Below are 22,743 nucleotides of genomic sequence, written 5' to 3'. Positions count from 1 at the left end.
GGTGGTGCGGCGGCGGGCAGAGCCGGAGGCGAGTGCCCGGGAACGCGAGTGCGCGGCCGGCCGGAGCGGGCCGGGTCACCCGGTGACGGCGCCCTCGGCTGCCGAGCGGACGAGCTTGGCGTACTTGGCGAGGACACCGCGGGTGTAGCGCGGAGGGAGAGGGGCCCAGCCTTCTCGGCGGGCGGCGAGCTCAGACTCGTCGACGAGTAGGTCGATCGAGCGAGCGGCGATGTCGACCCGAATCGGGTCTCCGTCGCGAACGAAAGCGATGGGACCTGCGTCCACCGATTCGGGAGCTATGTGGCCGATGCACAGGCCGGTTGTGCCGCCTGAGAATCGTCCGTCCGTCAACAGTAGTACATCTTTTCCGAGCCCGGCCCCCTTGATGGCGGCGGTGATGGCGAGCATCTCGCGCATGCCGGGGCCGCCCTTGGGGCCCTCGTAGCGGATGACCACCACGTCGCCCTTCTCGATCCGGCCCTCGGTCAGAGCGTCCATCGCGGCACGCTCGCGCTCGAACACGCGGGCCGGACCCTCGAAGACGGAGGCGTCGAAGCCGGCGGTCTTGACGACCGCGCCCTCGGGGGCGAGCGAGCCCTTGAGGATGGTGAGCCCGCCGGTCGCGTGGATCGGGTTGTCGAGGGTGCGGATGACCTCGCCGTCCAGCGGCGCGATGTCCATCGCGGCGAGGTTCTCGGCGACCGTCCTCCCGGTGACCGTCAGGCAGTCGCCGTGGAGCAGCCCGGCGTCCAGGAGCGCCTTCATCACGGCCGGGACGCCGCCGTGGCGGTCGACGTCGTTCATGACGTACTTGCCGAAGGGCTTGAGGTCGCCGATGTGCGGGATCGTGTCGCCGATGCGGTTGAAGTCGTCGATCGTGAGGTCGACCTCGGCCTCGTTGGCGATCGCGAGCAGGTGCAGGATGACGTTGGTCGACCCGCCGAAGGCCATCGCCACCGCGATCGCGTTCTCGAACGCCTCCTTGGTGAGGATGTCGCGGGCCGTGGTGCCGTTGCGCAGCAGCTCGACGACGGCCTCGCCGGACTTGCGGGCGAAGTAGTCGCGGCGGCGGTCGGCGGCGGCGGGCGAGGCGGAGCCGGGCAGGCTCATGCCGAGCGCCTCGGCCACGCTGGCCATGGTGTTGGCGGTGTACATGCCGCCGCAGGATCCCTCGCCCGGGGCGAAGGCGCACTCGATGCGCTTGGCGTCCTCCTCGGACATGATCCCGGCCTTGACGCCGCCGACGGCCTCGAAGGAGTCGATGATCGTGATGTCCTTCTCGGTGCCGTCCGAGAGCTTGACCCAGCCCGGGGCGATCGAGCCGGCGTAGACGAACACGGCGGCGAGGTCGAGGCGGGCCGCGGCCATCAGCATGCCGGGCAGCGACTTGTCGCAGCCGGCCAGCATGACGGTGCCGTCCAGGCGCTCGGCCATCATCACGGTCTCGACGGAGTCGGCGATGACCTCGCGGGAGACGAGCGAGAAGTGCATGCCCTCGTGGCCCATCGAGATGCCGTCCGAGACGGAGATGGTGCCGAACTGGAGCGGGTAGCCGCCGCCGGAGTGCACGCCCTCCTTCGCGGAGCGCGCGAGGCGCTCGAGCGAGAGGTTGCAGGGGGTGATCTCGTTCCACGAGGACGCGATGCCGATCTGGGGCTTCTCCCAGTCGTCATCGCCCATCCCGACCGCCCGCAGCATCCCGCGCGACGTCGTGGCCTCGATGCCGTCCGTGACGGTGCGCGAGCGGGGCTTCCAATCGATTTCCGGCATGCGATGAGGTTACCGCCTCGCGCGCGGTGCCCCTGCTCGCCGGGCGGACCCGGACCGGCCCGCGCACCCGTTCCTGCCCCGGCCTCCGGCAGCGGCACCGGATGCGGACGTCCCCGCGGATCTCCGACTCGTCGCGAACGGCCGCTCCCCGCGTCGGCGGACGGCCGTCCTCGGCGAGTCGGCGATCCGGGACCCGCCGGCGCTGACCGCCGGAAGGGGGCTGCTACTCCGCGCGCAGGTCGGCCAGCAGCAGGAGTGCGTGCGCGACCTGCTCGGGACCGCGGACCCGGTAGGAGGCCGCGGTGGTGCCCTCGCCGCTCTTGATGCCGACGTCGCCGGAGCCGAGGACCGCGAAGGCGTCCTCGTCCGTCACGTCGTCGCCCGCGTAGAGGACGGCGGTCGCGCCGGTGTAGCGGCGGAGGTGCTGCACGGCCTCGCCCTTGGTGGTCGAGCGGACCGAGAACTCCAGGACGTTCTTCCCCTCGCGGACGGTGACCCCCTGCACCTCGGCGCGCGCCTCGGAGAGGGCGACGACGTGGGCGACGCGGCTGTGGCGCTCGGTCGCGAGGCGGGTGTGCAGGGCGAAGCCGGCCGGCTTGTCCTCGATCCAGACGTTGTCGATCCCGCGGGCGATGCCCTTCAGGACGTCCTCGAGCACTCCCACCTTCTCGAGCTCGTCGTCGTCGAGCCGGACCGCGTCCTCCTCAGGGTCGAGGCGGATCTCGATGCCGTGGGAGCCGACCAGCAGCGCCTCGTCCGGCAGCTGTGAGACCTCCTCCAGGCTCCCGAGCGCCCGGCCGGAGACCAGCGCGACCCGGGTGCCGGGGAGGGCGAGGAGCCGCAGCACGGCCTCGCGCGCCTCGGGGAGCGCCCGCGCGCGGGCGGGGTCGTCGACCTCGGGCGCGAGGGTGCCGTCGAAGTCGAGGGCCACCAGGAGCCGTTCGGTCGCGGCGAGCTCCCGCAGCGCCGCCGCGAGCCGCTCGGGCACTCCCTCGCTCATCGCGCGCCGCCGTCGAGCTCGCGGTCGTCGGCGGCCTCCCGCTCGAGCTCGGCCGCCTGTCCGTGGGCCGCGTCGTCGCGGTGCTCGGCCTCCTGGCCGTGCGGTGCCTCCTGCCCGCGGGCGGCGGGCCGCACGTCGAGCTGCTGGCCGGCCGCGTGCTCCGCGAGAGCGGAGAGGAACGACTCGGACCAGCGCGCCACGTCGTTCTCGAGCACGCGGCGACGGAGCGCGCGCATGCGCCGGGTGCGCTCGACGCGCGGCATCCGCGCCGAGGCCTCCATCGCGTCCTTCAGCCCCGAGATGTCGTGCGGGTTCACCTGCACGGCCTGCTTGAGCTCGTCGGCCGCTCCGGCGAACTCGCTCAGCACGAGCACGCCGTCGTTGTCGAAGCGGGACGCGACGTACTCCTTCGCGACGAGGTTCATCCCGTCGCGCAGGGCCGTCACGAGCATGACGTCGGCGGCGAGGTAGAGCGCCACCATCTCCTCGCGCGGGTAGCCGTGATGGAGGTAGCTGATCGCCGGGTGCCCGAGCGTGCTGTAGTCGCCGTTGATCCGGCCGACCTGCAGCTCGATGTCGTCGCGCAGCTGCCGGTAGGTGTCCACGCGCTCGCGGCTCGGGCTCGCGACCTGGACCAGCACCGCGTCCTCGGAGGTTAGGCGGCCGTCCGCCAGGAGCTCGCCGAAGGCCTTCAGGCGGTGGCCGATCCCCTTGGTGTAGTCGAGCCGGTCGACGCCGAGCATGATCGTCGCGGGGTTGCCCAGCTCGGCGCGGATCTCGGCGGCGCGGGCCTGGATCTCGGGGGTGCGCGCCATCGCCTCGAACGACGCGGAGTCGATCGAGATCGGGAAGTGCCGGGCGACGACCGGGCGCACGCTCGCCCCGCGCCGCGAGCGGTTGACGCGGCGGGTGCCGCCGACGGCCTCCTCCTCGACCGGGACCTCGACGACCGTGCTGCGGGTGTCGTAGCCCAGCAGGCGCCGGACCGCGCGGAGGAAGCTGCCCGCGTCTCCCTGGCGCTGGAAGCCGATCACGTCGGCGCCGAGCAGGCCCTCGACGATCTGCCGGCGCCACGGGAGCTGCGCGAAGATCCCGTAGGGCGGGAACGGGATGTGGTTGAAGAAGCCGATCGTGACGTCGGGCCGGAGCTCCCGCAGCATCTTGGGCACGAGCTGGAGCTGGTAGTCCTGGACCCAGACCACGCCGTCCTCCTCCGTCACGGCCGCGGCCGCCTCGGCGAAGCGCTGGTTGACCCGCACGTAGGCGTCCCACCAGTCGCGGTGGTAGGTCGGGGGCGCGATCACGTCGTGGTACAGCGGCCAGAGCGTGTCGTTCGAGAAGCCCTCGTAGTAGTCCTCGAGCTCCTGCGCGCTGAGGGCGACGGGGACGATCTGCACGCCGTTGTCGACGAACGGGGCGACCTCCTCATCGGCCACGCCGGGCCAGCCGACCCAGGCGCCCTCGTTCGCGCGCATCACCGGCTCGAGCGCGGTGACCAGCCCGCCGGGCGAGGTCTTCCAGGACGCGGTGCCGTCCTCGGCCACGACGCGGTCCACCGGGAGGCGGTTCGAGACGACCACGAACGCGTTGCGCTCTGTCCCTCCCGAGGTCCCGGCGTCGGTCCTGTCAGCGGCGGAGGAGGCGGAGGCGGAGTGCGGAGGAATGGTGGTCCCTTTTCGTCGGTCGAGCCGTCGTCGTGCCCGTCGAGGCTATCAGCCGGCCCCGCACGGGGGACGGGGGGTCAGCCCTGCACGAGGGCGAGCGCGAGCGTCGCTCCGCCCACCGTCGGGACGACCGCGACGAGTCCGAGGAGCGCGTACTGGCGCCACGAGACGTGCACGCCCAGCGCGGTCAGCCTCTGGTGCCAGAGCAGGGTGGCGAGCGAGGCCCACGGGGTGATCAGCGGTCCGGCGTTCACGCCGATCAGCAGGGCGACCAGGCGGAGCGGATCCGCCGCGACGGGCTCGAGGGCGAGGTAGGCGGGCAGGTTGTCGACCAGGTTGGAGGCGACCGCGCCGGAGCCGGCGAGGCGCAGCAGGTCGAGCGTCCCGCTCCCCTCCCCCGCGACCACGGCGAGCGCCGCGCCCAGCCCGAGCTGGTGCGCCGCCTCCATCGCCACGAAGAGGCCCGCCGCGAAGACGACGAGCTGCCACGGCAGGAGGGCGGGCGTGAGCGCCGCGGGCCGGCGCACCGCGAAGAGGACGATCAGCGCGACCGCGGCGACCGTCGCCGGGATCCACACCTCGAGGCCCGAGACGAGCGCCGGCAGGAGCAGCGCCACGACGATCCCCGCGCCGACGAGCAGCACCCGGTCCTCCACCGGCGTCCGCTCCCCCGGGGTGTAGCGCCCGGCCAGCTCGCGCCGGTAGCGGATCGCGAGGATCAGCACGGGCACGACGGCCGCGACGAGCGCGGGCACCGCGGTCAGCGCGGCGAAGGCGAAGGGGCCTTCGACCCCCAGGCGCCGCTGCGCGAGCAGGTTGGTGAGGTTCGAGACGGGGAGGAGGAGGGAGGCGCAGTTCGCCAGCCAGACCGTGGCCATCGCGAACGGCAGGGGCGGGACGCGCACGTGCGCCGCGAGCAGGACCACGACCGGGGTCAGGAGCACGGCGGTCGTGTCGAGCGAGAGGAACACCGTGCTGACGACGGCCATCGCCACCACCAGCAGCCAGAGCACCGCGGTCCGCCCGCGGCCCCACTCGGCGGAGCGCTCGGCGACCACGGTGAAGACGCCGGCCTCGGAGGCCAGCTCGGCGACCACGGTCACCGCGACCACGAAGCCGAGGATCGGCGCCGTCCGCTCGACCAGCTCGCCCAGCGCGTCCATCGGGAGGACCCCCGTGACGACGGCCACCGCCCCGACGACGAGCAGCACCGCCCCGATCACAGCCGTGCGCATGTCGTTCCCGTTCTCCTCGGCGTGCCCCGGCTCGAGGATTCGGGTCCCGGCGGCGATCCACCGTAGCGGGACAACCCCTCGGTGCTGTCAAGCGTTCCTCTGAGAGCTTTCGCACCCGCTAGCGTCGGGGTGAACACGGGAGGCACACGCATGCGCAAGTTCATCCTCAACTCCAGCGTCATCAGCGCGATCGTCGGCGGCTGGTCGATCCTGCAGACCACGCGCAAGGGCCCGCGCGACTGGCGCCTGGCCCTCCAGTGGGTCAGCTGGGCCATCTCGGTCACCGTCGCCCTGGGCTCCGTGTCCTACGACTCGAAGGAGATCGTCAAGGAGGAGCGCGGCAGGAAGCGCGACCGCTAGGCCCTCCTGACGCGCCGCCTCCCCGCGGGGCGGCGTGTCAGCCGGTCTCCCGACCCGGTGGCGGCGACACTGTTCCCAGTCGCTGCCGGCACGGGAAACGGGGTTCGTCATGAGGTTTCGTCTGAGGCGTCGCAAGGCGGCCCCCGAGGTCGTCGAGGCGGCCCCCGTCCTCACGCAGGACGAGCTCTTCGCCGTCGTCCACGAGCGGCTCGCGGCCTTCGTCGGATCCGAGGGCGCCTGGGTCGTCACGCGCCGCAGCCACGACGACCGCGACCCGATCTTCCACGGGATGCTCTCTCGCTCCCTCGCCCACGAGCTCTCCGCCGCCATCCAGGAGGAGCAGCTCCGCGCCGGCGCCGAGCGGACGTCGTCCCCGGTCACCGAGGCGATCCCCGTGATGCGCGCCTCGACTCCCCCGGTGGAGCCGGCCGCCCTCACCTGGGAGCCGAAGCCGATCGCCGTCTGGGCGGAGCCGGCCCCCGCCGACGCCCCCGTCCCGACCCGCTCCTGACCCGAGCGGTCGGCCGGCGGGCTCGCCCTCCGGCCGACCCGACGAGCGACGTCGCCCTTCCCGCTGATCGAGGAGGCGGCGCGGCCGCCGTCTCGAGATCCCCCGCGGCCGCCCCTCCCCCGGCCGCCCGTCAGAGCGTCGGCCAGCTCCCGGGGCCCTCGCTGCCCGCCGGGTACTCGTCGAGCGGCACCCGGTCCGCGTGCCACGCGTCGATCGCGGGCTGCACGATGCGCCAGCACTCCTCGGCGGCGTCCCCGCGGACCGAGAGCGACGGGTCGTCGTCGAGGATCCCCGAGATGACCTCGCCGTACGCCAGCAGCTCGCCCGCGCCGAAGGTCGCCTCCAGCGAGGCGCGCTCGAGCGTGTACGGGTCGCCGGGGCCGTTGATGTTCAGCTCGAGCGACATCTGGTCGGGCGCGAGGAACAGCCGCAGCACGGACGGCGCCTCGGTGCCGACGAAGCCGCGGGGCAGGTGCGGCACCGGCTTGAAGCGGATGACCACTTCGCGCCGCCGCTCCCCGAGCGCCTTGCCGGAGCGGAGGGTGAACGGCACGCCTGCCCAGCGCCAGGTGTCGATCTCGACGACCAGCTCGGCCAGCGTCTCGGTCCGGCGAGCGGGGTCCACGCCCTTCTCGTCCGCGTAGGCGGGCAGCTCGCGTCCGTCGATCGTCCCCGCCGTGTAGCGGGCGCGGCGCGAGCTCGCGGCGGGGTCGTCGCCGTGCAGGCGGGTGGCGCGCAGGACGATCGACTTCGCGTCCCGGAGGTCGGCCGCGTCGAGCGAGGACGGCGGCTCCATCGCGATCACCGCGAGGACCTGCAGCAGGTGGCTCTGGATCATGTCGGTCAGCGCGCCCGCGCCGTCGTAGTAGCTCGCCCGCCCCTCGAGGGCCAGCTGCTCGTCGTAGACGATCTCGACGCTCTCGATGTGCTCGGCCGACCACAGCGGCTCGAGGATCCGGTTGGCGAAGCGCAGGCCGAGCACGTTCATCACGGTCGCGCGGCCGAGGAAGTGGTCGACGCGGTGGATGCGGTCCTCGGGGACCAGCGCGGCGAGGCGCTGGTTGAGGGCGTGCGCGCTCGCCTCGTCGGTCCCGAACGGCTTCTCCAGCGCCAGCACGGTGCCCTCCGGCAGGTCGTGGGCGGCGAGCGCCTCGCAGGCCTTCGCCGCGATCGCCGGCGGGAGGGCGAAGTAGACCGCCACCGGACCGGCGCAGCTCGCGAGCAGTGCGGCGAGCGCCTCCGGATCGGTGACGTCGACCTGCTGGTAGCGCGTGCCGGAGGTGAGCGCGTCCACGCCCTCGCCCTGCGCCTCGACGGTGGCGAAGGAGGCGGTCAGCACCTCGTGCCAGTGCTCCTGGGTCCAGTCCTCGCGTCCCGCGCCGACGAGATGGACCCGCCGGTCGGTCTCGCGGGTCAGCAGCTGGCCGACGGCGGGGAGGAGGAGCCGCGAGGACAGGTCCCCCGTCGCTCCGAGGATGAGCAGGGTCGAGACGGTCTGTGCCATGCGGCTCACCCTACGGCGGCGCTGAAGAGCCCCGCTCCGCCTTGACTGGGAGGCCACAGCCGCACCTGAGAGGATCGCCGCATGGTCTCCCCGATCGAGGACTACGCCGTCCTCTCCGACTGCCGCACGGCCGCTCTCGTCTCCCGCGACGGGGGGATCGACTGGCTGTGCCTGCCGCGCTTCGACTCCGCCTCCGTCTTCGGCGCCCTCCTCGGCGGCGACGACCAGGGGCGCTGGTCGCTCCGGCCGGTGGACGGGGAGGCGACGAGCGAGCGCCACTACCTCGGCGACACGCTCGCGCTGGTCACCCGGTGGACGACGCCCACCGGCGTCGTCGAGGTGGTCGACGTGATGCCGCTGCGCGACGAGCGCGCCGAGCTGGTGCGCCGGGTGCGCGGAGTGTCGGGGACCGTCCGGATGCGGCAGGAGCTGCGCATCCGCTTCGACTACGCCCGCACCATGCCGTGGGTGCGGCAGGAGGGGACGGACGAGGATCCGCTGCTCGTCGCCGTCGCCGGGCCGGACGCGGTCGTGGTGCGCGGAGTGCGGTTGAAGGCCGTCGACCACGCCCACGCGGCGGAGTTCGACGTCGACGCGGACGCGGTCGTCGACCTCTCGATGGCGTGGTTCCCCTCGCACCAGCGGGCGCCGAAGCGCCTCGACGTCGACCGCGCGCTGGAGCGCACGCTCTCCTGGTGGTCCGAGTGGGCGTCGGCGATCGACTACGACGGGCCGCACCGCGACGCCGTCGTCCGCTCGCTGCTGACCCTCCGCGCCCTGACCGACGACGAGACCGGCGGCATCGTCGCGGCGGCGACCACCTCGCTCCCGGAGCAGTTCGGCGGCGCCCGCAACTGGGACTACCGCTACGTCTGGCTCCGCGACGCCTCGCTCACCCTGCAGGCCCTGCTCGCGCACGGGTTCGAGCAGGAGGCGCAGAAGTGGCGGGCCTGGCTGCTCCGCGCGGTCGCGGGCGCGCCGGAGGACGTGCAGATCATGTACGGCCTCGCCGGCGAGCGCGACCTGCCCGAGCGGGAGATGCCGAGCCTGCCCGGCTACGACGGCGCCTCCCCCGTGCGGATCGGGAACGCCGCCGTCGACCAGTACCAGGCGGACGTGATCGGCGAGGTGATGGTCGCTCTGCACGAGGCCCGCGTGGCCGGAGTGGACGAGACGGAGTTCTCCTGGCCGCTCCAGCGCGCGCTCCTGGGCTTCGTCGAGACCAACTGGCAGCGGCCGGACAACGGCATCTGGGAGATCCGGGGCGAGCCGCGGCACTTCACGCACTCGCGGGTCATGATCTGGGCCGCGCTCGATCGGGGCGTCCGCGCCGTGCGCGAGAACGGCCTGCCCGGTCCGGTCGAGACCTGGGAGCGCCTCCGCGACGAGGTGCGCGCCGAGATCGAGGCCCAGGGCTTCGACGCCGAGCGCGGCCACTTCGTGCAGTCCTACGGCTCGCCCGAGGTCGACGCGTCGCTCCTCGTGCTGCCGATGGTCGGCTTCGTCCCCGCCGACGACCCGCGGATGCTGGGCACCGTCGCCGAGCTGGAGCGCGTGCTCCTGCAGGACGGCCTGCTGCACCGCTACCGGACCGAGTCCTCGGTCGACGGCCTCGCCGGCGGCGAGCACCCGTTCCTCGCCTGCTCCTTCTGGCTCGTCCGGCAGTACGCCGACTCCGGCCGGATCGACGACGCGCGGACCCTGATGGACCGGCTCGTCGGGCTCTGCAACGACGTGGGCCTCCTCTCGGAGGAGTACGACGTCGAGGGCCGCCGGCACGCGGGGAACACTCCCCAGGCCCTCTCCCACCTCGCCCTGGTGCAGGCGGCCGACGCGATCGCGGCAGCCCGATGAGGCGCCGCCGCGTCGTTCTCGCGAGCATCGGCGGAGTCCTCGGAGTCGCGGTCCTCGGCTTCCTCACCTGGAGCTCGATCGTCAGCGGCCCCGACGAGGACGCCCTCGCCCGCGTGCGCGCCGATCCGGCGATCGCGGTCGAGCGCACGGACGACGCGCTCGTGATGACGCCGACCTCGACCGGTGAGCTGGCCGGCACGGGCCTGGTCTTCATCCCCGGAGCGAAGGTCGACGCCTCCTCCTACGAGGCGACCCTGGCTCCGCTGGTCGAGGCCGGGGCGACCGTCGTGATCACGCGGCCGATCCTGCACCTGGCCTTCTTCGATCTCCGCTCGCTCGAGACCTTCACCAGCCAGGCCGAGGGCGTCGAACGCTGGCTCGTCGGCGGCCACTCCCTCGGCGGCGTGAAGGCCTGCCAGTGGGCCGAGGACCCGGCGGTGGCGGGCCTTGTGCTGCTCGGCAGCTACTGCGCGAACGACCTCTCGGGCTCCGGGCTCCCCGTCCTCAGTGTCAGCGGATCGGAGGACGGGCTCAGCACGCCGGAGAAGGTCGCCGACGCGAGCGTCCGGCTGCCCTCCTCCGCCGACCTCGTCGAGATCGACGGCGCCAACCACGCCGACTTCGGCTGGTACGGGCCGCAGGCGGGCGACGGCGAGGCGACCATCAGCCACGAGGAGGCGAACGCCCGCATCGCCGAGGCCCTCCTGGGCTTCAGCCGCGAGGTCGGCTGAGTCGCCCGCTCCCGCTTGACCTCGAGCGCACTCGAAGTCGTAGGTTGACGCCATGTCCACCGCCACCGCCGCCCCGGCCGAGCCGGAGGTGCTGTCGATCTCGCAGGTCGCCGCCGTCACCGGTCTCACCGTGCACACCCTGCGCTACTACGAGCGCGCCGGGCTCATGCTCGACCCGGTCGAGCGCGCCTCGTCGCAGCACCGCCGCTACCGGCCGGCCGACCTCGGCTGGGTCGACTTCCTCACCAAGCTCCGCGCGACCGGGATGCCGATCGCGAGGATCCGCGAGTACGCCCGGCTCCTCCGGATCGGGCCCGCCACGGAGCCGGAGCGCCTCGCGCTGCTCCGGACGCACCGCGAGGAGGTCGAGGCGCAGCTCGCCCGGACACACGCCAGCCTCGCCGCGATCGACATCAAGATCGCGGCGTACCAGGAGAGGACCACCCACTGATGAAGACGATCACCCTCGGATCCGACGTCGCCGCTCTCGAGGTCTCGCGCCTCGGTCTCGGCGCGATGGGCATGTCGGCGTTCTACACCGGCGCCGGCACCGACGACGCGGAGTCGATCCGCACCGTGCACCGCGCCCTCGAGCTCGGCGTCACGTTCCTCGACACCGCCGAGATCTACGGCCCGTACACCAACGAGGAGCTGCTCGGCCGCGCGCTGGCAGGCCGCCGCGACGAGGTGGTGCTGGCGAGCAAGTTCGGCATGATCCGACACCGCGGCGACGGGGGCCGCGGACTCGACGGCTCCCCGGAGAACCTGCGGCTCGCCGTCGAGGGCTCGCTCGCGCGCCTCGGCACCGACCGCATCGACCTCTACTACCAGCACCGCATGGACCCGGGCGTCCCGGTCGAGGAGACCGCCGGGGCCTTCGCGGAGCTGATCCAGGAGGGCAAGCTCCGCGGCTACGGCCTCTCGGAGGCGGCGCCCGCGACGATCCGGCGCGCTCACGCCGTGCACCCGGTCACCGCTGTGCAGTCCGAGTACTCGCTGTGGACCCGCGACCCCGAGGCGGAGGTGCTGCCGGTCCTCCGCGAGCTCGGCATCGGCTTCGTCCCGTACTCGCCGCTGGGCCGCGGCTTCCTCACGGGCAGCATCCGCTCGGTCGCCGAGCTGGGCAGCGACGACTTCCGCCGCGACAACCCCCGCTTCGCCGACGGAGCGCTGGAGGCGAACCTCCGCATCGTGGAGGCCGTCGACCGTGTGGCGGCAGAGGCGGACGCGACCGCCGCGCAGGTGGCGCTCGCCTGGCTGCTCGCCCAGGGCGAGGACATCGCTCCGATCCCGGGCACCAAGCGCGTCTCGCGCATCGAGGAGAACGCGGCCGCGGACGCCCTCGTGCTGACCGCGGAGCAGCTCGACGTCCTCGGCGCGCTCGAGGCCCCCGTCGGCGACCGCTACGCCGACATGAGCTCCGTGAACCGCTGACCGCCCTGCGGGACGCCGCTCGCCGCGCGCACCCCGGGCGCGGCCGTGGGAGCGGCGTCCTCGCAGGAGTCAGTCCCGCGGCGGCAGCTCCCGCTTCGGGGTGTCCCGCTTCGGGGTGTCCCGCTTCGGGGTGTCCCGCAGGTCGATGAGACCTGTGAACATCGCCCCCCGCTCGTTCGAGCGCTCGTCGCCCGAGAACAGGTTGTCCGGGGCGGAGGAGCCGTGCCGGCGCGGGGTCGCGGCGGGAGCGGGCTCCCGCTCCATCTCGACGCGCTGACGCGGGAGGGCGACGGGGTCGTTCTCGTGCAGCCACGAGACGAGCCGCTCGCGCACGTAGCAGCGCAGGTCGAAGAGCGTCGGCGCGTCCTTCGCCGTGACGAGCACCCGGATCCGGACGAAGCCGCCCGTCGCGTCGGTCACCTGCAGCACGCTGGTGCGCCGGTCCCAGAGATCGGTCTCCTCGAGCATGCGGTGCAGCTCCTCGCGCATCTGCTCGGGGCTGACCCGCCAGTCCAGGTCGAGCTCGACGGCGCCGAGCAGCTCGGACCCGGTGCGGGTCCAGTTCTGGAACGGCTGGGTCGTGAAGTAGTTCGTGGGCAGCACCAGGCGGCGGTCGTCCCAGAGGTGGACGACGACGTAGGTCAGCGTGATCTCCTCGATCCGCCCCCACTCGGTCTCGACGATCACCACGTCGTCCAGGCGGATGGCGTCGCTGAAGGCGAGCTGCATCCCGGCGAAGATGTTCGTGAGGCTCGACTGCGCGGCCAGGCCCGCCACGATCGAGAGCACGCCGGCCGAGGCCAGGAGGCTCGCACCGGCCGTGCGGGCCTCGGGGAAGGTCAGCAGCGAGGCGCCGATCGCGATGACCACGACGGCCGCCACGGCGACCCTCCGGATGATCGTCATCTGCGTGCGGAGGCGGCGTGCCCGGCGGTTGTCGGCAGTGTCGGTCCGGTAGCGCTCGGCGCCCAGGTCCTCGAGGAACACGAACAGGGATCCGATCACCCACGCCGCCGCGCCGATCGTGGCGATCTGGAACACCCGCTGCACGAGACCCGGCCAGGGGTCGCCCGACACGGTGGCGGCGAGCGCGGCCCAGACCGCGATGGTCATCAGCAGCACGCGGAACGGAATGCGCAGACGCCGGATCAGCAGGCGCGCCCAGGTCTTGCGCTTGCCGACCGAGCGCAGCACGAGGGCGACGACGGCGGTCGCGACCACGGCGATCACGACCGCGATCACCACGGCGAGCGCGATCGAGCCGATCACGGGGAGGACGTCTTCGGGCACATCGGTCCTTTCTGGAGGGGAAACGGAAGCGAACGGAGATCCTGCCACGCGAACGGGGGTCGGTCCGCATCCTGCGCCGGACACCGTGCGGATGCTCAGGCGCCTGTTGGCGTCGGCGGACGGAGACGTCGACCCCGCCTGGAGCACCGTCGCCCGGGCCTTCACGCGGACGGGCATCACCCTGAGCCTGACCGCCGCCGCCGCCGATCAGGCCCGGGCCTCGGACGCGCTCGACATCGGGATCGGCTCCACGAGCGTCGGCTTCCGCGGACTCCAGCGAGTGAGCACGGGCCGGCGCTCCCCCCCGCGGGCGCTCCGAGGAGGTCGGGAACGGACACGGACCGGGAACGACGAAGCCCCGCACCTCACGAGGAGGTGCGGGGCTGGTGGTGCACCCCCTCGGACTTGAACCGAGAACCCACTGGTTATGGGCCGTCGAGGACGAGGACGTCGCCGCATGAGCACCATTGACCCGTTCCTCGTGCAGCGGAACGGCACCGTGCGGGACCGGGCGACTGGCGCATTCGTGGGTGAGGTCGTCAAGGACTACGCCTGGCGAGGACGCAAGGCGCACTGGTTCGCGCGGGGCGACGTCGACGGCGACTCGGGCAGTCCCTCGCGACGCGGGTGCGCGTTGAAGCTCCACTGGCAGTGGGAGCAAGCACACGCATCCACCGACACGCCTACCGGTTAGGGCCAAAATGTCTCGTCTCGGTGTATTGCTCCCGTTCACTGACCCCCTTATGCGTCACGTGTTCGCTAGAACCATGCGCACCACACTCGTGACGCCCGAGGCCTGGACCCCGCCTCTGACGTCCTACCTCGCGCGCCTGGCCTCCCTCAGGCGCTCGGAAGGGACCATCCGTCTGACCAGCTACCACCTCCGTCGCTTCGCCGTCACGACGGGCCTCCAGCCCTTCGCGGTGGCGCTCGAAGACGTCGAGGCCTACCTAGCTCGCGCAACATGGGGCGCGAGCACCGTGCGCTCTCACGCGCGGAGCCTCCGAGGCTTCTACGAATGGGCGCACGCGACCGGCCGGACACCCTCGCTCGTGACCGAGCACCTGGGATCAGCGTCGGCCCCGCGGGGCACGCCCCGGCCCGCGGCCGAGGATGCCGTCTCCTGCGGCCTACACGACGTCGACGCTCGGACCCGGCTCATGGTCAAGCTCGGCGCCCACGCCGGGCTCCGGTGCTGCGAGATCGCCCGAGTGCACACCCGAGACGTTCAGCGCGGCGTCGACGGCGCCTATCTCCGCGTGCTCGGGAAGGGCCGCAAGGTGCGCCTGCTGCCGCTCCCGGCCGGGCTCGCGGCCGACCTGCGTGCGCTGCCCGAGGGGTGGGCATTCCCCGGCCAGATTGACGGGCACCTCTCGGCGTCCTACGTCTCCAAGCTCATCTCTCGTGCGCTGCCCGAGGGCGTCACTGCGCACATGCTGCGGCACCGCTTCGCGAGCCGGACCTACACGGGCACCGGCAAGGACATTCGAGCGGTCCAGGAGCTACTGGGGCACGCCTCAGTGGCCACCACGCAGATTTACACCTACGTCGAAAGCGACACGCTCCGGCGCGGGGTGGAGTTCGCGGCCGCATAGGCGCGTGAGCACGACGACGAGGCCCCTGCCGAACCCGAACAGGCAGGGGCCTCGTCGCGCCGTGAGGCGTCACGTGCGCAGGCGCCTCCACCACGGCTTGTTGCGGTGGGCGAGCTGCTGGAGGAGCGCAGTCTTCTCGGCCTCCAGGACGGCGATCCGCTCGTCCCGCGCGGACAAGGTGCCGTTGGTCTGGTGCTTGACGGCATCGACCTTTTCGTTGAGGCGGCCGAGGCCGTACGCCGTACCGGCGAACGTGGCCACGGAGCCCAGGAGTGAGCCGACGAGGACGACAAAGCCACCCAGGGCGTCGGGCCGGTGGATTGACAGGATGATGGCCCCGACGAGTCCGACGCACGCGAGGAACGCGAACGTCACGAAGACGGCTGTGCGGTTCACGCCTCGCGCTTCCCCTTGGTCGTGAAGCGGCGGAGCTCGGGCATGATGACCCCGCCGAGGAACCCGACGACGACAACGGCCGAGGACTGCACGAGGGCGGGCACGTCGAGGCCGGTCGTCTCCGAGAAGGTCCAGACGCCGATGGCGACGACGGCCGCGGACACGGAGCCCGCGGCGACCTTGGTGGACAGGCCCTCCATGTTCGAGCGCGTGCCGGTCACGAGGCCACCGCCGCGGCGAAGATCGGGCCGGACTGGAGGCGGTCGAACTCGCGCCCCCACTGGTCGAAGTCCTCGGGCGAGAGGGTCTTCCGGTCCCCCCAGCTCTGGCAGATGCCGCGGTCGCACAGGCGGGTGACGGTCGCCTCGGCGCCGTCCGCGGCGACGGGGAGCCACCACTTCCCGACCGCGGATATGACGCGCACCTCGCCCGTGTCGGCGTGGACGTAGGCGCGGGCGCCCTTGCCCTCGCGGGTGATGACCTTGGCGAGGTCCCCGGCACGGCGGTCGGCCGCGCTCTCGATCTCGTCCAGGCCGTCCTGGAGGAGGCGGAACAGCTCGCCGATGCCGCCCGCGGCGTCGATGCGCTGGGAGAACCCGCGCAGCTCGTCGCGCAGCTCGGTCTGGAGCTTCTTGTCGTCGTCGGAGAGCATGTCGATTTCGTCCTGTTCTGGGTGAAGGTGCAGCTCCGGATCGACCCACTGGCCGTGCTCCCGGAGCTCCTGGTGAAGGTGGACGAACACCGTGCCGGTGTTGCCCATGGTGGCGATGAGGTCGCCGCGGTGAACCTGCGATCCCGGGCGGACCGTGTAGGCGGCGAGATGGGCGAGCAGGCTCGTCCAGCCGTTGCCGTGGTTGATGATGAGGCGGTTGCCGTACGTCCCCTCTCGGCCGGCGGCGACGACGATCCCGGTCGCCGGCGCATAGACGGCGAGGTCGTCGGGTGTGCCGTCGCCGTGGCCGATGTCGATGCCGCGGTGCAGGAACCCGCGGCCGATGTCCTCGTGGAAGTGGGTGGTGATGCGCCCGCGGGCGCCGTGGATGATCTGCATGGTTCCCTCTCTAGAACTGGCTGATCTCGATGTCGTCCAGATAGACGACTCCGTTGTTGACGACGGCCGTCGTCTTGATCTGGAGGACGAAGTGAGTGGCCCAGAGAGGCGCGGGCGTCCAGGAGAGCAACGGCTGCCGGAACGTGATCCACGCGGGCACGGCCGATCCGCTGCGGTTCGAGGTGCCGAGGATCGGGCCGAGGGCGAAGCCGCTGCCGCCGAGGTTCGTGCCGCCGCCCGGGTTGGCCCCGACGTGGGCTGCTCCGTAGCGAACATTGATCACGACCGTGGAGTCGGTGTTCATGATCATCATTCGCAGACGAGCATTGACTCGAGCACCCTGGGCGATGGGGACGTAGACGTAGAGGTCGGCCGTTTCGCCCTTGGCGAGGTGGGTGAGCTTGAGTGACTGGGTGCCGGAGGACGCCTGCTCCGAGGACAGCACGGCGGTGTCGTGGCCGCCGATGGTCTGGAGAAAGAGGTCGTCCACGATGGACGCCTCGTGGAAGTGCCCGTCCCGCAAGAGCGTCTGCTGATCGTTGATCTGCATATTCAGGGTGCTGTTGTTGAACGTGGCCGTGCCGACCGTGGTCGTGACGATTCCCGGGCCGGAGGACAGGTAGGTCACGTCCGACGCCGACCCGTCGAAGGAGCCGCCGACGATGTTCACGCGCTGCGTGGGCTGGGTGGTCGAGATGACGGGGACGTAGCCGCCGGGCGGGATGGTCGCCTTCAGCGACGTGATCGTGCCGCTCGAGGTCGCGACCGGCGCTCCGCCTCGCGTGGCCGAGACGACGACGAGGCCTGTCGCGCTGTTGGAGAGCACGTAGTAGGTGGACCCGGCTGCCAGGCCCGACCCGTTCTCCGAGTTGATGAGCAGCGCGTCGCCTGCCTCGTAGGCGCGGCGGGACGGGAACTGGAGGCCATCGGGGGTGACGTTCACGACGCTCGTGTAGTTGTCTTGCTGGCCGAGCAGGAACCGCACGCCCGTGAACTGAACGAAAGCGGACACGTCGAGGAGGTCGAACCACGGAGCGTACGGCGAGTTCATCTCGACGTGACCACCGTTGAAGAACACGCGAGCCGATTTCGACCGGAGGATCTGACGGTGGTTGTACGAGAAGGAGCAGACGTTGAAGTCCATCGCCTGATCTGTCTGCGCGTCGATCGCCAGGTTGTTACCGGTGATCGAGCAGTCCTGGAACACGAGCCGCTCGCCGGAGTTGGCGGCGGCGAGGTGCCGGATACCGACCTTGCACGCCTGGATCGCGACGTGATCGAACTTCACCATGTAGGTGTTGGCGCCGAAGCGGACGCCCTCATTGAAGTTGCGGAAAACGCTCTTGTCGAGGCTGATGTGCGAGGGCTTCTCGGTCGGGGCGGTGCCGTCGAGGCGACCGATGCGCAGGCCGTTGCCGCCCGCGTTGCCCGCGCCGACGTTGATGATCTGCGACATGGCGGTGGCGTGCTGATCGACCGGGGAGCCGCCCGGGTTGGTCGCGTCGCCCGCCGCGTCGGTGTACGCGACCCACAGATACTTCGAGGGGTCGGTGATGGTGGAGCGGATTTCGGCCGGCCCCTGGATGCTCACGCGCAGGTTCCACGTCAGCGTGTCGTTGACGTAGAAGATGCCGCCCGGGGCGCGGACGGTGGCCGTGCCGAATGCCGGTCCGAAGGCGGCGGCGGCGGCGAGGGCTGCCTTCCACCCGGCCGTGTCCGCGGCGGCGTCGGCCGAGTTGCCCTTCCCGACCGCGCCGTAGTCGTACGGGTTGAAAAACAGGTCGCCCTTCTTGACGCGCGCCAGGAGGTCGGCCAGCTTCACTGATCCGGGCGCGAAGTTCTTGATGCTGCGCAGCCCGATGTTCAGCAGCTCCGAGAAGGAGTGGTTCGGGATTACGAGGTCGGTCTCCTCGTAGACGTACAGCCCTTCGGCGTCGTAGTAGCCCATCAGTCCTCTTCGCCTTCTGCGAGCTGGTCGCGGAGTGTCACGGTCATATCGTCATTGCCGAGCGCGTACTGCACGGCGGCTATGGTCTTGGTCAGCCTCGTCCCGGTGGGGAGCTGCACGTAGGCGCGGCCACCGGGGGCGATGGTGTAGTCGGACACGGCCGTCAGGTCAACGTCACGGCCGCGCGTCTGCACGAACCGGAGGAGGTAGGCGGCGGCTCCCGGGCCGGGGTAGGGCGAGGATCGGCGGAACACGCGCGGCTTGTTCGGATTCGCGAGGAGCTTGGCGTAGTCGACCTGCTGGCGCTGGTTGCCGTCCGCGTCCTCCCACTCGTAGATGACAACCACCGCGTCACCCCACGAGCCGGAGCGGGACACCTTGTCCGTCAGGGCCTTCGTGTTCGCGGTGGACCACGCGGAGATGCTGTCGGAGGGGATGCGCTTGAGGAGGTGCCAGAAGCCGGCCACGTCCGCCCAGAGGCGCAGGCCCGCCGCCTCCACGAGGGGGCGCAGGTAATCCCACCCGCTCACTCCGGTCTTCCACTCGCTCGCATCCGCCTCGATCAGGGCGTGGGACGCGGCGTCCGACTCGAGGACGTACCCGATGCCGAGCGACTCGATGACGTAGCGCACCACGTCCAGGAGCGCGACCGCGCCCGGGGCGTAGGGGGCCTGCCCGGAGGACACGTCCTGCTGCATCAGGAACTCAGCGCCGGCCAGCGTCATCGACAGCTCGTCGGCGGCGTAGTCGGCCACCGACTCCACGAGGTACATCTCCACGAGCAGACGCTCGCGGGGAGGCGAGGGGTACCCGTTCCAATGGTTCTCGAAGCTCGCTGCGAGGTCCGCGATGGTGGAGGGGTTGCTGCCCACGGGGCGCGTCATGTCCTCGGTCGCTCCGGCGAGGCCGCGCTCGCGGTACCGGTTGGTGAGCGCCGCGATAGGGAGCGAGCCGCTGTAGACCTTCTGGAGCTCCAGGACGGCGCGAATGAGGCGCGCGCGGGGGTCTATCGCGAAGCGCTCGGCGGAGGTTTTCGGGAGGGTCAGGACGACGGAGGCGGTCACGAACGGGGCGCGGTTGTCGTCGAGGGAGAGGCTGCCCGACTTGATCGCGAACGTGCCGATCAGGAGGTCGGTGTCGTCGTAGAGGCTGAGCGAGGCGAGGTGCTGCGAGATCACCGGATCACCTCGATGAAGTCGACCGTGAGCACCCATGAGTGGCGAGCGCGGGGGTCGAGGAACAGGCGGAGCGCACCGGTCGCGTAGTAGGTCATGGTGAGGATGCCCGGGTCGTCCACCCGGATGATGCCGGGGGTCCGGTGCAGCAGCTCGGCGGCTTGCCCTGCCGCCTTGTCGGCCAGCACGTAGGTCAGGGTGCCGGTGCGGGGGCCGGCAGGGCGGACGGTGATATCGGGGACGGGGTTGCCGATCAGCTCGTGGATGATCGTGCGGAGGTTGGACGTCTGCGAGACGGACGAGACCTCCAGGACGCGCACGGGCGCGGTCAGGCCGGCGGAGTGGCTAAGGGTGACCATCAGTCGTAAACCTGCTGTCCGATCTTGGTAATGCGCCCCTCGACGTTCACGACGATGCGGCGCGTTCCGAACGTCTGGATGGCGCGCTCAACGGGTGACATGTCGGGGCTCGGGATGATGACCTTCGGGCCGGACACAGAGTCGGGGATTTCGTTCTGAAGCGCGGTGTTGTAGCTGGAGCCACCCGTCCGGCCGAGGGTGTCCCACACGGCCGCGGTCGCCTGCTTCTGCTCCAGCGGGGCCTTCACGTAGGCATCAATGAGAGGCGCGGCGTCGGCGCCCATCTGCACGAGGTAGTTGTAGGCGTCCGTGGAGATGTCGCCGTGAAGTAGCGCCATATTGGTCCGGTAGTCGGCCATCTGCTGGATGCGAGTAGCGAGCGCGGCGGTGTACGCCGCCAGGTCGATAGCTCCCGTCTCGGCGTTCTGGTACTTCTCCCACGACTCACCGACCTCGGACAGCTCGCCCTGGATGGAGTCGGCGTACTCCCGCGTACGCTCTGCCTTGGCCTCCAGCTCGGCAACGTTCGCGGCAGCGTAAGCGGCCTCGTTGTCCGCGGCTTCGGTGGCAACATCTCTGGCTCGCTCCAGCCCCGCGACGATCTTCGCGGAGTCCTCCGCCCGCGTGAGCGCGGCACGGTAAGAGGTCTCCTTCGTGGTGTCGATCTGCGCGGCCTCGTCCTCCAGGGACCGCTGGTGCGCCTTCTCCTTCTCGATCAGCTCGTCCAGCCCGTCCGCGTTTCCCGCGTACGCCTGAGCGATCCTCTCGAAGCTGGAGGCGGCGGCGTCCTGGAGCTTGTAGAGGTCGGAGAGGCTGTCTTCCCCGTCCTCGGTCGCTGCCGCCATCTCCTTCAACCGGGAGACGAGGTAGTCCAGGCTCGGCCCGCCCTGGTTGCCGGCGTCGATCAGCTCGGAGGTCAGGTCCCCGACCTTGGCCTTGAACGCCTCCGCGTCCTCTCCGCCCTCCTGGAGCTTCGTGATGACGACGCCGATGCCGGCCGCGGCGGCAACACCGGCGATCAGGCCAGCCGGACCGAACCCGGCGAACGCGTTCGCGGCGACCTCCTGGAAGGCGTCACCGATCGACGCGGCCGACCCGTCGAACGATGCGGCGGCTTCCTTCGCGGTCGATGCTGCCTCGTCGCCAATCTCGCGCACGCCGTCCGACGCCCGGTCCGCGCCGGCCTTCATGCCGTCGCCGAGGTCCTTGCCGCCCTCCGTGCCGGCGCGGCCGGCCTCTCGGCGCAGCTCCAGGAAGCTCTTCTCGAGGCGCTCGGTGGAGCGCTCGGCATCCTTCGCGCCGTCCTTGATCCCGTCTGACAGGCCCTCTCCCGCGCGCTCTCCGGCGCGCTCCGCGTCCTTGCCGAGCTGGTCGAAGTCGAGCCGCTCGGTGGCGCGCTCGGCGTCCTGCACGCCCTCCTGGATTCCGTCAGCGAGGCCGTCGCCGGCACGCTCTCCGGCGAGCTGAGCGTCGCGGCCGAGCTGGTCGAAGTCGAGCCGCTCGGTGGCGCGCTCGGCGTCCTGCACGCCGGAGGTGATGCCGTCAGCGAGGCCGTCGCCGGCACGGGTGCCCCACGTCTCGCCCTCTCGGGCGACGTCGCTGAAGTCCAGCGCGGACGCTGCACGGTCGGCCTCGCGGGCGCCCGCCTTCACGCCCGATGCGAGCCCGTCTCCGGCCTGGTCGCCGGAGGTTCCTCCCTCCCGGGCGACGTCGCTGAAGTCCAGCGCGGACGCTGCACGGTCGGCCTCGCGGGCGCCGGCCTTCACGCCCGACGCGAGCCCGTCGCCCGCCTCGTCGCCGGCGCGCCTCGCATCGCGGGCGACGTCATCGAGGGAGTCGCCCACCTCGTCCAGTCCGTCGCTGAGCGAGCGGAACCCCTTCAGTGCGTTCCAGACGTTGGCCAGGAAGGGGATTTCGATGGGCTTACCCACGAGGCGACACCGCCTTGACGGCGACGCCGATGATCGCGCGAGCCCACGCGGCGACGATCTTGGGGCCGACCTCGCGGCGGGCGGGGTAGACGACGTAGCCGGTCTGCCGGCGGGCCTTGAACTGCTTGCCCACGGTGCGCTGCACGGTGTAGGTGGTGCCGGAGAGGACGGCGGCGCGGTCGTCGGACTCGCGGCCGCTCATGGTGACGGGCTGCTTGCGCGGGGTCATGCCGAACTCGACGCCGGCCCACGAGTCGACGGGCACGAGCCCGCCGGACAGCGGCCGGCGAGAGGTGGCGGCGAGCATGGAGAATCCTTCACTGCTGGTCTTGGATCGGGCGCCGGTGACGAGCACCTTGCGCTCGAGGCGGGTCGTGGACCGCTGGTCCAGGGCGGGCTTCCACAGGGAGTTGGTGGCCTTGCGGGCGGCGGCTTGCATCTCGCGCCGCGTCTCCCGGTCGGCGGTCTTCAGCGTCAGGACGACGGCCGTCAGCTCACGCGACCGGGAGACGTCGAACACGTCAGGAAGCGGCGGCCGGCGCGGCGGCGCGCTTGGGCTTGGTCGCGGGGCACGCGACCTGGAACGGGGCGAACTGGCCGACCGGTCCACCGATCGCCGGGGCGACGAGGGTGGCCTCGGTCGAGAACCACGCGCCGCCGGTCGCCCGGTTCGGGCTGAACAGGACGAGCACCTTCTCGCCCGCGTTGTCGAGCAGCAGCGAGGAGAGCGACTCGGCGTCCTCGTAGTTCTGCACGCCGGCGATGTTGAGGATGTGCCCGCCGGACGGGGTGTCGCTGTAGGTGGCGGAGTCGGTGCCGCCCTGCCAGGTGACGGGAGCGGGCGGGGTGATGTTCACGTCGTTCGCGTGGGCGGCGTACTCCTCTCCTCCGATGCGGAGGGAGATGTTACGGACGGTGCGGGGATCGGCCATGGT

Annotated in this window: 23 protein-coding genes; 8 read left to right on the top strand and 15 right to left on the bottom strand. The window is 71.6% G+C overall.

What is annotated here, in order from left to right; all coding sequences use genetic code 11:
- Positions 1-75: 75 nt before the first annotated feature.
- From ilvD to C5B95_RS06450, 4 genes are all read right to left on the bottom strand, one after another.
- Positions 76-1,770 (bottom strand): dihydroxy-acid dehydratase, encoded by a 1,695-nt coding sequence (ilvD, locus tag C5B95_RS06465; protein WP_104233215.1) that lies wholly within the window; start codon positions 1,768-1,770, stop codon positions 76-78.
- A gap of 223 nt (positions 1,771-1,993) precedes the next feature.
- Entirely contained in the window at positions 1,994-2,770 is a 777-nt protein-coding gene (otsB, locus tag C5B95_RS06460) for a trehalose-phosphatase (protein ID WP_104348744.1), read from the bottom strand.
- Positions 2,767-4,350, bottom strand: a complete 1,584-nt coding sequence (locus C5B95_RS06455; protein WP_104250140.1) for a trehalose-6-phosphate synthase — start codon at positions 4,348-4,350, stop codon at positions 2,767-2,769. The genes otsB and C5B95_RS06455 overlap by 4 nt, the downstream gene beginning before the upstream one ends.
- A 161-nt stretch (positions 4,351-4,511) precedes the next feature.
- Positions 4,512-5,669 (bottom strand): SLC13 family permease, encoded by a 1,158-nt coding sequence (locus C5B95_RS06450; protein ID WP_104226243.1) that lies wholly within the window; start codon positions 5,667-5,669, stop codon positions 4,512-4,514.
- 150 nt (positions 5,670-5,819) lie between these two features.
- Between C5B95_RS06450 and C5B95_RS06445 the strand changes: the two genes are divergently transcribed.
- Both C5B95_RS06445 and C5B95_RS06440 read left to right on the top strand, forming a co-directional pair.
- Positions 5,820-6,029, top strand: coding sequence for a hypothetical protein (locus C5B95_RS06445; protein WP_104226242.1), 210 nt, complete (start codon positions 5,820-5,822; stop codon positions 6,027-6,029).
- A 109-nt stretch (positions 6,030-6,138) separates the two neighbouring features.
- Positions 6,139-6,540 (top strand): hypothetical protein, encoded by a 402-nt coding sequence (locus C5B95_RS06440; RefSeq protein ID WP_104348743.1) that lies wholly within the window; start codon positions 6,139-6,141, stop codon positions 6,538-6,540.
- 130 nt (positions 6,541-6,670) lie between these two features.
- Here the strand turns inward: C5B95_RS06440 and C5B95_RS06435 are convergent, their stop codons facing one another.
- Complete coding sequence (locus C5B95_RS06435) at positions 6,671-8,044, bottom strand: glucose-6-phosphate dehydrogenase (RefSeq protein WP_181065465.1); 1,374 nt, start codon at positions 8,042-8,044, stop codon at positions 6,671-6,673.
- An 81-nt stretch (positions 8,045-8,125) separates the two neighbouring features.
- Between C5B95_RS06435 and C5B95_RS06430 the strand changes: the two genes are divergently transcribed.
- From C5B95_RS06430 to C5B95_RS06415, 4 genes are read left to right on the top strand one after another with little or no spacing between them, the layout of a single operon-like run.
- Positions 8,126-9,898: a glycoside hydrolase family 15 protein gene (locus C5B95_RS06430; RefSeq protein WP_104223549.1), complete on the top strand. Its 1,773-nt coding sequence runs from the start codon at positions 8,126-8,128 to the stop codon at positions 9,896-9,898.
- Positions 9,895-10,629 (top strand): alpha/beta hydrolase, encoded by a 735-nt coding sequence (locus C5B95_RS06425; protein ID WP_104348742.1) that lies wholly within the window; start codon positions 9,895-9,897, stop codon positions 10,627-10,629. Before C5B95_RS06430 ends, C5B95_RS06425 begins: the two co-directional genes overlap by 4 nt.
- A gap of 52 nt (positions 10,630-10,681) precedes the next feature.
- A complete protein-coding gene (locus C5B95_RS06420) occupies positions 10,682-11,080 on the top strand; it encodes a MerR family transcriptional regulator (RefSeq protein ID WP_104226239.1) in 399 nt (132 codons plus the stop codon).
- A complete protein-coding gene (locus C5B95_RS06415; protein WP_104226238.1) occupies positions 11,080-12,063 on the top strand; it encodes an aldo/keto reductase in 984 nt (327 codons plus the stop codon). The genes C5B95_RS06420 and C5B95_RS06415 overlap by 1 nt, the downstream gene beginning before the upstream one ends.
- A 69-nt stretch (positions 12,064-12,132) precedes the next feature.
- Here C5B95_RS06415 and C5B95_RS06410 read toward each other — a convergent pair whose 3' ends face one another.
- A complete protein-coding gene (locus C5B95_RS06410) occupies positions 12,133-13,353 on the bottom strand; it encodes a mechanosensitive ion channel family protein (protein WP_258059843.1) in 1,221 nt (406 codons plus the stop codon).
- 457 nt (positions 13,354-13,810) lie between these two features.
- On the opposite strand from C5B95_RS06410, the gene C5B95_RS06405 reads away from it, so the two are divergent.
- Both C5B95_RS06405 and C5B95_RS06400 read left to right on the top strand, forming a co-directional pair.
- Positions 13,811-14,047 carry a hypothetical protein gene (locus C5B95_RS06405; protein ID WP_104348740.1) on the top strand — a complete coding sequence of 79 codons (237 nt, stop codon included), beginning with the start codon at positions 13,811-13,813 and terminating at the stop codon, positions 14,045-14,047.
- A 73-nt stretch (positions 14,048-14,120) separates the two neighbouring features.
- Positions 14,121-14,948 (top strand): tyrosine-type recombinase/integrase, encoded by an 828-nt coding sequence (locus tag C5B95_RS06400; protein ID WP_181068010.1) that lies wholly within the window; start codon positions 14,121-14,123, stop codon positions 14,946-14,948.
- Positions 14,949-15,017: 69 nt separating this feature from the next.
- Here the strand turns inward: C5B95_RS06400 and C5B95_RS06395 are convergent, their stop codons facing one another.
- The 9 genes from C5B95_RS06395 to C5B95_RS06360 are packed head-to-tail and all read right to left on the bottom strand — an operon-like array spanning position 15,018 to position 22,740.
- Complete coding sequence (locus tag C5B95_RS06395) at positions 15,018-15,344, bottom strand: hypothetical protein (protein ID WP_104348738.1); 327 nt, start codon at positions 15,342-15,344, stop codon at positions 15,018-15,020.
- A complete protein-coding gene (locus tag C5B95_RS06390) occupies positions 15,341-15,565 on the bottom strand; it encodes a hypothetical protein (RefSeq protein ID WP_104348737.1) in 225 nt (74 codons plus the stop codon). Before C5B95_RS06390 ends, C5B95_RS06395 begins: the two co-directional genes overlap by 4 nt.
- A complete protein-coding gene (locus tag C5B95_RS06385; protein ID WP_181068009.1) occupies positions 15,562-16,395 on the bottom strand; it encodes a M23 family metallopeptidase in 834 nt (277 codons plus the stop codon). The genes C5B95_RS06390 and C5B95_RS06385 overlap by 4 nt, the downstream gene beginning before the upstream one ends.
- Before the next feature lie 10 nt (positions 16,396-16,405).
- On the bottom strand, positions 16,406-18,343 hold the full coding sequence (locus C5B95_RS17405; RefSeq protein ID WP_181068008.1) for a hypothetical protein: 1,938 nt from the start codon (positions 18,341-18,343) through the stop codon (positions 16,406-16,408).
- Entirely contained in the window at positions 18,343-19,521 is a 1,179-nt protein-coding gene (locus C5B95_RS06380; RefSeq protein ID WP_104348735.1) for a hypothetical protein, read from the bottom strand. The genes C5B95_RS17405 and C5B95_RS06380 overlap by 1 nt, the downstream gene beginning before the upstream one ends.
- Positions 19,518-19,877 carry a hypothetical protein gene (locus C5B95_RS06375; RefSeq protein WP_104348734.1) on the bottom strand — a complete coding sequence of 120 codons (360 nt, stop codon included), beginning with the start codon at positions 19,875-19,877 and terminating at the stop codon, positions 19,518-19,520. The genes C5B95_RS06380 and C5B95_RS06375 overlap by 4 nt, the downstream gene beginning before the upstream one ends.
- Positions 19,877-21,808, bottom strand: a complete 1,932-nt coding sequence (locus tag C5B95_RS06370; protein ID WP_104348733.1) for a hypothetical protein — start codon at positions 21,806-21,808, stop codon at positions 19,877-19,879. Before C5B95_RS06370 ends, C5B95_RS06375 begins: the two co-directional genes overlap by 1 nt.
- Entirely contained in the window at positions 21,801-22,328 is a 528-nt protein-coding gene (locus C5B95_RS06365) for a hypothetical protein (protein WP_104348732.1), read from the bottom strand. Before C5B95_RS06365 ends, C5B95_RS06370 begins: the two co-directional genes overlap by 8 nt.
- A gap of 1 nt (position 22,329) precedes the next feature.
- Entirely contained in the window at positions 22,330-22,740 is a 411-nt protein-coding gene (locus tag C5B95_RS06360; RefSeq protein WP_104348731.1) for a hypothetical protein, read from the bottom strand.
- Positions 22,741-22,743: the final 3 nt, after the last annotated feature.

Origin of the sequence: Rathayibacter sp. AY1A7 (assembly GCF_002930845.1) — a bacterium.
GTDB lineage: Bacteria > Actinomycetota > Actinomycetes > Actinomycetales > Microbacteriaceae > Rathayibacter.
Note: the sequence above shows the minus strand (reverse complement) of the source record. Positions and strands in the feature narration are given on the sequence as shown.

Coding starts and splice junctions, on each gene's coding strand:
- otsB (WP_104348744.1), bottom strand. CDS start 2,770: ATGAGCGAGGGAGTGCCCGAGCGGCTCGCGGCGGCGCTGCGGGAGCTC.
- C5B95_RS06430 (WP_104223549.1), top strand. CDS start 8,126: ATGGTCTCCCCGATCGAGGACTACGCCGTCCTCTCCGACTGCCGCACG.
- C5B95_RS06420 (WP_104226239.1), top strand. CDS start 10,682: ATGTCCACCGCCACCGCCGCCCCGGCCGAGCCGGAGGTGCTGTCGATC.
- C5B95_RS06450 (WP_104226243.1), bottom strand. CDS start 5,669: ATGCGCACGGCTGTGATCGGGGCGGTGCTGCTCGTCGTCGGGGCGGTG.
- C5B95_RS06440 (WP_104348743.1), top strand. CDS start 6,139: ATGAGGTTTCGTCTGAGGCGTCGCAAGGCGGCCCCCGAGGTCGTCGAG.
- C5B95_RS06445 (WP_104226242.1), top strand. CDS start 5,820: ATGCGCAAGTTCATCCTCAACTCCAGCGTCATCAGCGCGATCGTCGGC.
- C5B95_RS06405 (WP_104348740.1), top strand. CDS start 13,811: ATGAGCACCATTGACCCGTTCCTCGTGCAGCGGAACGGCACCGTGCGG.
- C5B95_RS06435 (WP_181065465.1), bottom strand. CDS start 8,044: ATGGCACAGACCGTCTCGACCCTGCTCATCCTCGGAGCGACGGGGGAC.
- C5B95_RS06400 (WP_181068010.1), top strand. CDS start 14,121: ATGCGCACCACACTCGTGACGCCCGAGGCCTGGACCCCGCCTCTGACG.
- C5B95_RS06415 (WP_104226238.1), top strand. CDS start 11,080: ATGAAGACGATCACCCTCGGATCCGACGTCGCCGCTCTCGAGGTCTCG.
- C5B95_RS06385 (WP_181068009.1), bottom strand. CDS start 16,395: ATGCAGATCATCCACGGCGCCCGCGGGCGCATCACCACCCACTTCCAC.
- C5B95_RS06425 (WP_104348742.1), top strand. CDS start 9,895: ATGAGGCGCCGCCGCGTCGTTCTCGCGAGCATCGGCGGAGTCCTCGGA.
- ilvD (WP_104233215.1), bottom strand. CDS start 1,770: ATGCCGGAAATCGATTGGAAGCCCCGCTCGCGCACCGTCACGGACGGC.
- C5B95_RS06375 (WP_104348734.1), bottom strand. CDS start 19,877: ATGGTCACCCTTAGCCACTCCGCCGGCCTGACCGCGCCCGTGCGCGTC.
- C5B95_RS06360 (WP_104348731.1), bottom strand. CDS start 22,740: ATGGCCGATCCCCGCACCGTCCGTAACATCTCCCTCCGCATCGGAGGA.
- C5B95_RS17405 (WP_181068008.1), bottom strand. CDS start 18,343: ATGGGCTACTACGACGCCGAAGGGCTGTACGTCTACGAGGAGACCGAC.